Below are 11019 nucleotides of genomic sequence, written 5' to 3' on the forward strand. Positions count from 1 at the left end.
CCCGCAGCACCCGTGCGTAGGGTCCATTACAAAACGGCCTCGCGCCGTGCGTCCCGCCTTACGCAGCGCGCTCGCGCTGCGCAGCCTCGTACCGGCAGGGGCGGGGCACCCTTGCTGCAGTTGCGCGGTGGTGCGTGGCGAGGAGGTTTGAGGGATGGCGTTCATGGGTGGGATCTCCCCGAAAGCAAAAAAAGGGACCGGGCATCAGGCCCGGTCCCGGGGTATGTGATCAGCCCTGCTGGGCGACCAACGCGTGCGCTTCCAGGATGAGCATGGCCGCCTCGTCGTCACCGCCCTGTGCCCGGATGATCCGATACGCATTGGAGCAGGCGGCCATGCGGGCGAGCTCCGAAGCCCGGTTCCATTCCGCCTCGTATTCCTCGTCGCACTCGCCGGTAATCACGAAGTCGCCGGTCTCGTAATCGGTGTAACCATAGTACTGGCCCGCGTAGGAATTAGCCCGTTTGAGGTGGCGCTCGATCCGGCGAATGAGAGCGAACCCCATCGCCTGCGCAGAGAAATAGTGCGGTTCATGGGTTTCGACGAAGCGGTCGTAGTCGGGTTCGATGGTGAGCATGTAAGCCTCCTCATGGGGGTGTCCGCGGACGACAGGCACTGCGGACCGATGGATGGGATGGGATGTGGTCGGTGACGGACCGGCTGGAGCATTCAGGCGCGAAGCCCCGCCGGTTCCGCAGGAAGCGGCAATCCCCGCTTGCGCCGGTCCGCCGATGTGGCACAGTCGCAAGCGACGGGCAGGCCATCGGGGAAGGACGATGGACATGCCGAAGATGACGGAAAGGGATCGGCTCGCCGATCTGGAAGCGCGTCAGCGCAAGATGAACGATGAACTGAAAAACGCGCGCCGTGCGCTGCGGGGCAGATATGCCGCGATGATCGCGGAGATGCCGGTCGAGAAGCTCACGGAAAGGGAATTCCGCGAGCTTCTCACACTGGCGATCCGGGTCGGTGGCGGCGCGGCGCTGACGGCGATTAAAGGACTGCCGGCAGCGATCTGATCACGCGCTGGACATCACCAGGTTCCGGCAGGGATGCGCCTCGAGAAAGCTGTCCCTGTCGGAATCCGATCTCAGGGTGATGAACCGCGCTTCGGGCCCGAACCAGATCATGATGAAGCGCCGCTGCGCCGCCAACCGGTGGATATTCGCAAGGCTGCCCCGGCTGCGACCATCCCAGATCACGAGACCGAGGGCGGCATCGCGCGCCATCGCCGCATCCTTCGCGGCATGGAAGGCGGCGGTGCCCTTTCGCCCGGAAGTAGGAATGCGCCGGACAGGCCAGTCGCCCAGATTATGACGCGGTTCCTCTCCGGAACAGTAGACCCTGACAGCAGCGATCTCGCGATCGGAAAGATGGCGCTGGACCAGGCGATCCACGCCGCGCGCGTCCCCGATCAGGATGGGAAGCGCACGGTACAGGATACCATCGATGCGTTCGATGACGGGCTCGGGAAGCGCGGTAATGGACAGCGACCCGGAAACGAAAACGGCCGAATTAGAAAGGTGCAAATGCTCGGACATGGCTTTAATCTCCTCGAATGAGCCACCCCTCTCTGCCCTCCTCTCCTCGGGTGGCAGGACGCGGCCTCGCCCCTCAGCCAACCCCGCCCAGACCGCACCCGAAGGGTGTCCCTGCGACGAGCACGGCGAAGCCGCGCGCAGGAGGCCGGGACCGCCTGGCGGTCCCGCATCGCGCCCGCGACGGACCCGCCTGCGGGTCCCTGAGCGGGGGCGAGAGCTACGCTTGATAAAAGGAAATGAGGACCGGCCCGGCGAACCGGACCGATCCTCTGGCGGAACCTCACTGCGCCTCCCATCCCTGATCGCTGAGCCTGACGAACCGCGCCGGGATACGCTTCTCCTTCACGAGGCGCGCGAGGTGAGACTGCAGGCCCGACCCTTCGCAGACCAGCGCCTCGACGGGGCGCAGTCCGACCATCTGCTCGTTCCGGACGAACCCCGCCCTCTTCCCCAGCTTCGCGCTGAGGCGGAACGTGATGAGCTTCACCTTACGCGAGGCGGCCCACGCAGCGGCCATCGCGTCGCATCCCTTATCCTGTGCGGTCGTCGCCAGCACCATCGCCGGGTTCCGGTATTTCGCGTCGTCGAGTTTCGCCCAGATCAGGCGGTCGTCAAACCAGCAGTCCGCGCCGCCGGAGAAGATCACGATGGGCCCTCGCGGGTTATGCGCGTCGGTGCGGCGCTGGCGGCGGGCGGCAAGGAAATCGGTGGCCGCGATGACCGAGGCGGTGCGCTTACTCGAGACCAGCGACCCCTTCGGTGCCGACCACGGCCGTCCGGTTTCGGTGTGGAAGACGTCGGCGGCATGGTCGCGCATGCACCGCAGCGCGTCGGTGGCTTCGTCGAGGAATTCGAGTTCGCCCTGTGCCTGCTCGAGTTCGACACCGTGAATTTCGCTGCCGTCGGCGCGCCGCAGCAGGTCCTGGACGTCGCGCGTCGCCTTATCGGCCTGCCCCTGCCACTGGTCGGCGACGTGATGGAAACTGTTCACGATGCCCCATGCGAGGCGCTCGGCGGCAGGCTGCAGCCGCGTGTCGCGCAGCAGGTCGAAGAGGGTCGTGACGATCAGCTCGACGGCAAGCTGGGCTTCGCGCGGATCGGGCATGTCGGTCGCCATCTCCTCCTCGCCGCGCCCGATGCGGACCCCGTCGAGATCGGAGGAGAAGGCGGCGTGGAAGTCGTCGGTGGTGCCCGCCATCGTCTCCTGCGCGATGAATTCGGCGATGTCGGAGAACGGGCGGATGCTGCGGTGGATCTTCGTCATGGGAACCTCCTGTAGAAACGAAAGAGGTTCCCCCCTGGGCACGGGCTCCGAGCGGCGGGGTCAAGGATCGCGGAACGCGACCGGCGCAGCCGGCGATGGGGGTCACGATTTTTCCGGGCGGCCACATTGCCCGAATGGAAGCATGACGCCCGACCCGCCCGGAAAAATGGTGGGGCCCCGTCGTCCTTGAGGCCGGCGCGGTCCCGTGCCACCATTGGAATTCTTGAGAGAGAGAAGAGGCTTTGCGAATCTGGGGCTCGATGCTCCTGATTCGCAACGGGTGCCTCCAGGCGCTTACCTCTCAATGGAGCGCCCGCGACCTCGCGACCCTGCACGCCCCTTGCGCAAAAAAGGGGGACGGCGCGGCGCGCCGTCCCCGAAAAATACGCTGAGACTTCGGTGTCAGGCTACCCGGCGAACGCGGCCCCGCGGAAGCGCGGTGATCTTCTCGGCGGGTGCCTGATCGGCCTTTCGGAAGGCATGGATCGGAACCCCGACCTTTCGCAGCGCCTGATAGAGGTTCGCCTGAATGCCCGAGCCCTCGCCCAGCACGGCTTCGACCGGTTTCAGTTCGACCAGCTTGCGATTACGGGCAAAGGGCGCGCCGCGCCCCGCGCCCATCAGCGAGTAGGTGACGAGCTGGACGTCGCGGCTCCCCGCCCACGAGGCCACGATCGCATCGAAGCCCTTACGCTGCGCGGTGGTCACCAGCGTCATGTGCGGGATCCGCGCGAGGATCGCGTCGAGCCGGTCCCACAGGATCTGCCAGTCATGCCATTCGGCATGGCCCGAGGCGACGACGATCGGGCCACGCGGGCGGTATCGCTCGCGCTCGGCGAGTTCGCGGGCGCGCAGGAAGTCCTGTATCGCGACCTGCGTGGCGGTAGCGACCTTCGAGACCCGCGAACCGCGCGCAGGCGACCAGGGACGGCCCGAAAGCACGCGGAAGGTGTCGGCCGCATAGTCGCGCATGCACTCGACCGCTTCGCGCTGTTCGGACAGCGACTGGCACAGCAGCTGCTTCTCCTCGAGCTCGGTGTTAAACACCTCGGAAAGGTCGGAGCGGCGCATCATGTCGCGCAGTTCGTCGGCCAGCAGGTCTTCCTGCCGCTCGAGCTTTCCCGCGACGAAATGGAAGCTGTTCACCATGCCCCATGCGATCTCGGGGGCGAGCGCATCGAGGCGGGTGTCGGTCAGCAGGTCGAAGATGGTGGCGATAACCCCGGCGCAATCGGCCTGTGCGTGGAGCGGCTCGGGCATGTCGTGTTCGCCCGGTTCATCCCCCGGGCTGATGATCGAGAGGGGGATGGGATCGCCGAAAGCGCGCTGGAATTCCGGGGTCGCGGTCACTTCGGCGAACAGCGCGGGCAGATCAGCGAAGCGGCTGATGCTGCGCGAATCGTCGTGGCTCATGGAACTTCTCCCTGTCAGGGGGGCAAAAGGAAAAGGGCCGCGAACGCGAGGGTAGCGTCGCGGCCCTGCATGGGTATCGTGCCGGGTTAGTGCCTGCTCGCCCTAGCGGGCGCGGCGAATGCCGCGCGCGTCAGGACGGTATCGACGATCCCGGCCGCATGCGGCGCGAGCGGCGTATTCTCGAGCAGGTCGTAGATGGCGGCGATGATCTCGCCGCAGGTGATACCCGCCGGGATTTTCGGCACGGGAGACGCGCCCTCGACATGCCGCGCGAGCAGGTCGCGGATCGAGGGGCTGGCCATGATCGCCGCGGAGAGCGCGGCAAGGTCGGTCAACGGGGCGGAAGAATGCAATGAAGAGCGGCGCATGGGATGTCTCCTCATGGGCGAAAAAGAAAGAGGCCGGAGAAGCCTGACGCCTCCCCGGCCCGATGGGACTGATCAGCGCCTGATCAGAACGGGTCTTCCTCCTCGAACGAGGTGTCCGAACCCGACCGTTCGCCGCCGGCACCCACGGTGCTGTCACCGAAGCCGCCCTGATCGCCCGGGCCGCGATCGTCGTACCGGCCGCTGCTCGCGCCCATGCCGCCACCGAAATCGGAGCGCATGGTGTCGCGGCGCCAGGCGACCATGTAGCCGCCATGGTCGGCCGGGAAGAGCGCGATCGGCAGCGGCTCGGGCAGGCTGGGGTCGTCGATGTTCCCGGCGAGGAACACATCCCCCTGCTTCGACACGGCCTCCCACAGCGCGCCGATCTGGACGTAGCGGCGGGCGATGTTAAGCGCGAGGATCTCGTAGACCGGAGCCTTCGGATTATCGCTCACGACCTTGCGCAGCCCGACACTGGGCAGATCGATGGTGCGGGTGGCGATCGAGCCCTTCAGACGGCCGTTCCGATTAAAGATTTCACCGATGTTCATCGTCTTTACCTTTCGAATGTCGCTCGAAACCATTCTCGGCGACACCCTCACCGGCCCTTCTCTCCTCTCTATCCCGCGCTCGCCTCCCGCGCCGCCCGCCCGCGGCGAGGCGCTCCGCCTCCACCAGCGCGACGCCGCCGCGGTCCACGCGCAACGCCCCCGCCGCCCGCAACTCCGCGCGACACCGCGGCACGATCAGGGGCAGAGGCGCGGCGCGAGGGATGATGAAGGTGGATTGGGGCGCGAGGCCGGGGGCGCGGCGGTAGCCGCGCGGGTGCTACGCTGGCGAGAGTCGCCGTAGCGAGGGGCGGCGGCGTGAACCGGCGGTCATCGCAGACACTGCGGGAGCGGCGTGGTCGGCGGCACCGGCAGGTGCGGTCCCGGTATCGGGAGCGAACGGGGGATAGTGGCGGGCCGCGCGGCGGAACGGTTGGCCACCAGCGAAATGCCGCTGGCTTGGTCCCCCATTATCCCCAGCGTGGCCTCAAGATAGGGCCGACTAGCGAGCGACCAGTTGTCGCCTACGCCTTCAGACAAGAAATCCTGCGATTAAATGCAACGGGTTGTGTCTCCATAGCTGGCTATCGCAAGGCCGCTACTCGTCAGAATCGGACGGAGGTTATGAAGGCATATTGGCCTGAGAAATCCTTCATTTCGGGTTTCCATCCCCGTAGCGATCGGTACGTTCGACAGGAACCAGAGGAAGGTGCCGGATGAGCAGAGTTGTTATTGCCATGCTTCTTATTCTGGCGCCCTCGATTGTGTCATCGCGCCCCATGTCGGTGGACGACGTACTCGGGATGGAACGTTTGGATCGGGCCCAGCTATCCCCCGATGGAATGCTTCTCGCCGCCGTTGTCCTTCGGCCGGCGAGAGATGAGGAAATATATGGCCGAGCAGCATATGAAATTGATCCATCTCGCGCAGATATATGGCTCATCGATCGCAGCACCGGCGTACGCCGAAATTTGACAGAAGGACACGCCGAGGCTGCCGGATCCTGGTGTGCGACGTGGTCCCCCGATGGGCAGCGCCTGGCGTTTCTGTCTACGCGCCCGGAAGGTACTGAGCCCAAAGGCGGCAATAATGTCAGGCTATACATGTGGGATCGGACGACCGATCGGGTCCACAGACTTAGTGACCAGGCGATCGTAACACAAACCAGGTACGGCAGCGGCGTCAACAGGCTTGATTTCGCGGGTCCGGGGTCGAATTCGCCGAATGTCTGTACGATTGGTGATGAGAATGCCCCGTTCGTTTGGCTTGACGGAAGTCGACTGCTAGCCGCGATGCTCCCGTCGGGCAGCATTTCGAGCCTCCTCGAAGCCACAGAGCGCTTCTATCGTCATGTATCAATGACCCGGGACAAAGTGCGCGAGGGCCAGGAAGCCGTGGTCAGTGCCTCTGCGAGTGGTGCAGAGCGCACGACAGTGGGCTCGGATCAGGAAGCGATCCTTACCATCGTGAACGTAGAGACGGGCACGTCCACAGATTTGGCGCATGTGCCGGCATATCCCTTCAAGGGGAGCCTTGCCGTCCGCGTCTCTCCAAGAGGTGACCGGGCTGCCGTTATGGCAACCACCGGTGTGCTTGCGCCTGCCAAAGATGCATCCTTTCCCAGAAATGACGGCGAATGGCTGGTTCAGAAAAAATTGGGTCTGGTCGATCTTCATAGACCGAAAGCCATCGAGTGGATGAAACTACCAGATGAAGCGGCACTACCATTGCTGCTGGTCGGCTGGGCAGGAGATGCCGGAGACACCTTTACTTTCGCGGCTCGCCCGAAACTGGAAAGCCAAGCCGTCCAATATTTTGCGGCCAATACTGTCACGGGCGTCATCAGACCTGAGACAGATCGTAAAAAGGACATCATGTCATCCCGGCCCGCTGGACTTCCGGAGAAGGCCCAACTGATTGGCCGCGATGCTAAAGGAATCGTATGGAGCGAGCAGACGGCCCAAGGCTTATTCGTTCGCGCATCCGCGCGAAATGGAAAAGCTGTCACTCTGCTTGAGCTTAATCGCCACCTAGCCGCAGTGGAGACCGGGCGTACGTTCGAATTTGATTACCTAAGCGGACACGGTGAGCCTCTGAAGGCGGCCGTTCTGCTGCCTCCAGGATATAAGGGCGGCAGGGTACCCGTGATAACATGGGGATACGCGGTAGCGACTGTTCCAAGCTGGTCAGACTACTCGCTGGATCTGTATATGCCGGGCATCTACAATCTCCATCTCTACGCCGCTCAGGGGTTCGCCATTCTGCTCCCGTCGATCCCATTAAAGCGGGATGGCAAGCAAGATCCGCTCACGGAGCTTGCGCTGGATGTTGATCCCGCAGTGGACCGATTGGTCGAACTTGGCATTGCGGACCGGACACGGGTCGGTTTCATGGGCCAAAGTTTCGGCGGCTATACAGCTTTAGGATTGGCTACGCAGTCCCATCGCTTCAATGCTATTGTGGCCATTGCCCCTATATCCGATTTGAGGGCCTACTATGGGGCATTTGATCCGACGGCTCGCGGGTACGATCTCGACGAACAAGATAAATCAGACAATGTGGTAATTGCTGAACTGACTTCGCCGGCGGCACAAGGGCCTCCATATGCGAAGGGAGAGTTTTACCAGCGTAACTCCCCCTTGAGTTTCGTCGATCAAGTGAACGCGCCAGTATTGCTAATCCACGGAGACCTGGACATCCGCGGCACAACATACCAATCGGAGGCATTTTATACGGGCCTATGGCGCCAAGGAAAGACTGCTCGCATCCTGCGGTACGGGGGCGAAAATCACTCGTTAGCGGGTTCCCCCGCAACCGTCCGAAGCGTGGTCAGCGAGATCTGCGAATGGTTTCACAAATATCTTTCACCAGGCAGCGCTCGATGATCGGCTCGTCTTGAAGCAAAGTATTGCGCATGCTGATCGCGCGTTCATCAAATGCTGGGGCCAGTGGACGGTCACTTTTATACAGGTGAGGCAATCAGGCGGCGAGCTTATCGACACCTTCATTGAAGCGATCGATCCATTCGCGCATATGCGGTCGCCGTTCCACGGGAATGGCCGCAGCGACACGCTGGAAATCAATGAGATCGACGGGTGCGCCTGCGACGATGGCGTCGATCTCGTCGGGATCAAGAAGCCCTCGCTGCCGGATGAACATGGTCATGGAGCCGGGACGGGCTTTTGTCGCCCGACGCCACAATCCCTCGACATTGCGCAGGCGTGGCGCGGCCCGCGCCTCAACCAACACGATCAATCGAAGCACCCAGCGCGGCAATTGCGCGACTTCCTCGGAACGCATATGCGCACAGATGACGCAACTCGATTTCGGGGGAACCGGCAAGCCTTCAGCCTCAATCCGCCTGATGCAGGCGTCGCGGTCCCAATGCCATTCGTGCAGAAGCGGATAAAGATAGTCGTATCGGGCATCCACGATGCCTTCGCGGTTCGCATAACGCCGGCTGTCGGCAGGTGAAGCGTCATACCCGATCAGCTTGACAACCTTACCGCCAACCTGCCATATATTATTTGCAAGTTGCCATTTTGACACCCAAAGGTCTTGAGGCTGTATCTTCCATTTGACCGAACAAGATTTTCTACCAAATGAGGCAGATGGCAAAGTCGAGTTCGTCAGGCAATTCTCCAATATTGTAAAGTACGGCGGCCAATGCTTGAATTTCTTCGGCTCGTATCGAACAATATGGTGCGATATGCCTCGATCGTCCATCCATTTCTCAAAAATCGGAAGGTAGGCGTAGCTCTGGGGCTTTTCGGCGCCAGTATCCGCAGTCAATACGGCATCCAGCCTTCGTCCCCTCGCCACCCATTCGATAATCATGGCGGTGCTGTTTACGCCCATGCCCCAGGCGGCCACAACTGGGTGGTTGGCAGATGGCATCGTCATGCGACCATCGCCAGCCAGCGGTCGGGCCAGGCCGGCGGCCGCATCGTAACCCTGAACGCCTGCAGCGGCGCGACGCCGTGCACGACATAGTGCGGCACACCGGTCGCACGCCGCAGTTGCTGGGCCGTCCTCAGCGCATGATCGAAGCCGGAGAGTTGCCGCCGCAGAGACGACAGGCTGCTGGGCGGGACAGGCGTGGACATGAAACCTCCGGGAAAGAAGCGGCGCCCGTGATCAGGCAGCGATCGGAAGATCGACACCGGCCGGAACAGCGGTATCGAGCGCCAGCAGGCTGTGGAGCGTGACAGGTGGTCTATTGGCCCGCCGCGTCTTAGGGCCTCGCGTGGGACGCGCCGGATCGTTGAACCGGCAGCCGAGGCGCGTGGCATGCTTGCCGATGACGGCGGGATCGCGGGCAAGGGCCTGCGCGACATCGACCATCGAGACGCCATATGTCCAGGCGTTACGGATCGCCCTGTCTTCGTCGGCGCTGAACGCGCGCATGAACCCGTGGACCAGCCCCATGTGGTTCGCATGATAGAGAACGGCGCGCACGCCGCGGCCAAGCGCTTCGGCGATCTGGCGGGTCGGAACCTTGCCATAGTCCGCGCGTAATCGCGCTTCTTCCTCGGCCGTCCAGACCGGTCCCTGCCGAAATCCGTCCCGGCGGACATGCGAGCCCCTGAGACCAAGCGCCTCGGCCCGCCAGCGGATCGAGTGAGGTGTGCGGCCAAGCCGCTCGCGCAGCGGCGTCAGGCTCGCGCCCGTCGCGTAAGCATGACGCAGAAGCGCGTCTTCCTCGGCGATCCACGGGCGGCCCCAGCCCCTGCCATAGCCCAGCTTACGCAGGCGCTGAACGAGGCTGCGACTGTTCCGGGCCGGGAAGCCTTCGGCCACCAGAACCTCGGCGATGGCGACATAACGTGCGCCGGTTGCCGCGAGTTCTAGAGCGGTTTTCGACCGTTCTGAATCGGTCTGGGATTCCCTTCGGACGCGATTTCTGATTCAGAATCCGTGCTGGTGAAGGAGGCCGGCATGGATGGTTGCGCACTCGGCTGTTGGCAGCGGTGGACAGTGGATCGAGTTGCCGTGCTGCGGCGGCCCGGTTCGGTGTTGCACCATCAACGGCGGTCCGTTGGCGGGCACAGCAGCGCGAGACGGGTGACATAGCCCCAAAGCCGCGCGGCGGGGATATGCGCTCGCGGCGGGTGGAAGAGCGGGCAGCGGACATTCTGGCCATTTGGGAGGAGCGCAGGGACATCACCCTCGAAGAACTACGTCTGGCGCTTGCGGACAAGGGAATGGGCGTTTCCGTGGCCGGGCTACATCGCTTTTTTGTTCGCCGTGGCCTGACGCGCAAAAAAAGACAGGCCATGCGATAGAGCAAGATCGACCAGACGTCCTGAAACAGCGTCAGGACTGGTTCGAGGGTCAACTCGATCTCGAACCGGAGCGCCTGGTCTTCATCGACGAAACCTGGACCGCGACCAATATGACCCGCAGCCACGGACGTTGCCCGAAAGGCGAGCGACTGCGGATGGGCTTCCCGCACGGCCACCGCAAAACCACCACTCTCGTCGCTGGCCTGCGCATGACTGGCATGGTCGCGCCCATGGTGCTCGATGGACCGATTAACGGTGACTGGTTCGAAGCCTACGTCGCTCAGGTCCTCGTCCCGGAACTGCGGCCCGGCGACGTCGTCATCATGGACAACCTGTCGAGCCACAAGCGCGCATCGGTGCAGGTGCTCATCGAGGCTGCAGGCGCAACCCTGCGCTTTCTCCCGCCCTACAGCCCAGACTTCAACCCGATCGAGAAAGCGTTCTCCCGCCTGAAGGCCATGCTCCGTAAAGCGGGCGAGCGAACGGTCAGCGGCCTGTGGAGCTTGATCGGCAAACTCGTCGATATCTTCCAGCCTCAGGAATGCGCCAACTACTTCAGATCGTGCGGCTATGAACCAGAATGATCGAAAACTGCTCTAG

Annotated in this window: 12 protein-coding genes; 3 read left to right on the plus strand and 9 right to left on the minus strand. The window is 63.2% G+C overall.

Annotated features, from left to right (window positions below; all coding sequences use genetic code 11):
• Positions 1-229 precede the first annotated feature (229 nt).
• Positions 230-577 carry a hypothetical protein gene (locus DI606_RS17830; protein WP_159365896.1) on the minus strand — a complete coding sequence of 116 codons (348 nt, stop codon included), beginning with the start codon at positions 575-577 and terminating at the stop codon, positions 230-232.
• A 205-nt stretch (positions 578-782) separates the two neighbouring features.
• On the opposite strand from DI606_RS17830, the gene DI606_RS17835 reads away from it, so the two are divergent.
• Entirely contained in the window at positions 783-1019 is a 237-nt protein-coding gene (locus tag DI606_RS17835; RefSeq protein WP_293985254.1) for a hypothetical protein, read from the plus strand.
• Here DI606_RS17835 and DI606_RS17840 read toward each other — a convergent pair whose 3' ends face one another.
• The 5 genes from DI606_RS17840 to DI606_RS17860 all read right to left on the minus strand — a co-directional run bounded on the left by DI606_RS17840 (position 1020) and on the right by DI606_RS17860 (position 5137).
• A complete protein-coding gene (locus DI606_RS17840) occupies positions 1020-1541 on the minus strand; it encodes a hypothetical protein (RefSeq protein ID WP_159365895.1) in 522 nt (173 codons plus the stop codon).
• A gap of 280 nt (positions 1542-1821) precedes the next feature.
• Entirely contained in the window at positions 1822-2805 is a 984-nt protein-coding gene (locus DI606_RS17845) for an SLOG family protein (RefSeq protein ID WP_159365894.1), read from the minus strand.
• A gap of 402 nt (positions 2806-3207) precedes the next feature.
• The gene (locus DI606_RS17850) at positions 3208-4218 is read right to left on the minus strand and encodes a DUF2493 domain-containing protein (protein ID WP_159365893.1); all 1011 of its coding nucleotides are present in this window, start codon (positions 4216-4218) and stop codon (positions 3208-3210) included.
• Positions 4219-4304: 86 nt separating this feature from the next.
• Entirely contained in the window at positions 4305-4586 is a 282-nt protein-coding gene (locus tag DI606_RS17855) for a hypothetical protein (RefSeq protein ID WP_159365892.1), read from the minus strand.
• Positions 4587-4669: 83 nt separating this feature from the next.
• Positions 4670-5137, minus strand: a complete 468-nt coding sequence (locus DI606_RS17860) for a DUF736 domain-containing protein (RefSeq protein ID WP_086493719.1) — start codon at positions 5135-5137, stop codon at positions 4670-4672.
• A 713-nt stretch (positions 5138-5850) separates the two neighbouring features.
• On the opposite strand from DI606_RS17860, the gene DI606_RS17865 reads away from it, so the two are divergent.
• Positions 5851-8019, plus strand: a complete 2169-nt coding sequence (locus DI606_RS17865; protein WP_293985255.1) for a prolyl oligopeptidase family serine peptidase — start codon at positions 5851-5853, stop codon at positions 8017-8019.
• Positions 8020-8113: 94 nt separating this feature from the next.
• Here the strand turns inward: DI606_RS17865 and DI606_RS17870 are convergent, their stop codons facing one another.
• Genes DI606_RS17870 through DI606_RS17880 form a run of 3 tightly spaced genes read right to left on the minus strand, consistent with a single transcriptional unit; the run spans position 8114 to position 9934 of the window.
• The gene (locus tag DI606_RS17870) at positions 8114-9037 is read right to left on the minus strand and encodes a hypothetical protein (RefSeq protein ID WP_201450263.1); all 924 of its coding nucleotides are present in this window, start codon (positions 9035-9037) and stop codon (positions 8114-8116) included.
• Entirely contained in the window at positions 9034-9240 is a 207-nt protein-coding gene (locus DI606_RS17875) for a hypothetical protein (RefSeq protein WP_103094823.1), read from the minus strand. The genes DI606_RS17870 and DI606_RS17875 overlap by 4 nt, the downstream gene beginning before the upstream one ends.
• Positions 9241-9271: 31 nt before the next feature.
• Positions 9272-9934 carry a hypothetical protein gene (locus DI606_RS17880; protein WP_293985256.1) on the minus strand — a complete coding sequence of 221 codons (663 nt, stop codon included), beginning with the start codon at positions 9932-9934 and terminating at the stop codon, positions 9272-9274.
• A 146-nt stretch (positions 9935-10080) separates the two neighbouring features.
• Here DI606_RS17880 and DI606_RS17885 point away from each other — a divergent pair.
• Positions 10081-11003, plus strand: a protein-coding gene (locus DI606_RS17885) for an IS630 family transposase (RefSeq protein WP_293985257.1) whose coding sequence is annotated in 2 segments (ribosomal slippage) — positions 10081-10408 and positions 10408-11003 — 924 coding nt in all. Because the reading frame shifts where the segments join, the coding sequence is not laid out codon by codon here.
• Positions 11004-11019: the final 16 nt, after the last annotated feature.

Source organism: Sphingobium sp., from assembly GCF_003248505.1.
Taxonomy (GTDB): domain Bacteria; phylum Pseudomonadota; class Alphaproteobacteria; order Sphingomonadales; family Sphingomonadaceae; genus Sphingobium.

Bases quoted from the DNA above. Each gene is read 5' to 3' on its own strand.
- DI606_RS17840 (WP_159365895.1), bottom strand. From the start codon at position 1,541: ATGTCCGAGCATTTGCACCTTTCTAATTCGGCCGTTTTCGTTTCCGGG.
- DI606_RS17850 (WP_159365893.1), bottom strand. From the start codon at position 4,218: ATGAGCCACGACGATTCGCGCAGCATCAGCCGCTTCGCTGATCTGCCC.
- DI606_RS17860 (WP_086493719.1), bottom strand. From the start codon at position 5,137: ATGAACATCGGTGAAATCTTTAATCGGAACGGCCGTCTGAAGGGCTCG.
- DI606_RS17830 (WP_159365896.1), bottom strand. From the start codon at position 577: ATGCTCACCATCGAACCCGACTACGACCGCTTCGTCGAAACCCATGAA.
- DI606_RS17865 (WP_293985255.1), top strand. From the start codon at position 5,851: ATGAGCAGAGTTGTTATTGCCATGCTTCTTATTCTGGCGCCCTCGATT.
- DI606_RS17835 (WP_293985254.1), top strand. From the start codon at position 783: ATGCCGAAGATGACGGAAAGGGATCGGCTCGCCGATCTGGAAGCGCGT.
- DI606_RS17845 (WP_159365894.1), bottom strand. From the start codon at position 2,805: ATGACGAAGATCCACCGCAGCATCCGCCCGTTCTCCGACATCGCCGAA.
- DI606_RS17855 (WP_159365892.1), bottom strand. From the start codon at position 4,586: ATGCGCCGCTCTTCATTGCATTCTTCCGCCCCGTTGACCGACCTTGCC.
- DI606_RS17870 (WP_201450263.1), bottom strand. From the start codon at position 9,037: ATGACGATGCCATCTGCCAACCACCCAGTTGTGGCCGCCTGGGGCATG.
- DI606_RS17875 (WP_103094823.1), bottom strand. From the start codon at position 9,240: ATGTCCACGCCTGTCCCGCCCAGCAGCCTGTCGTCTCTGCGGCGGCAA.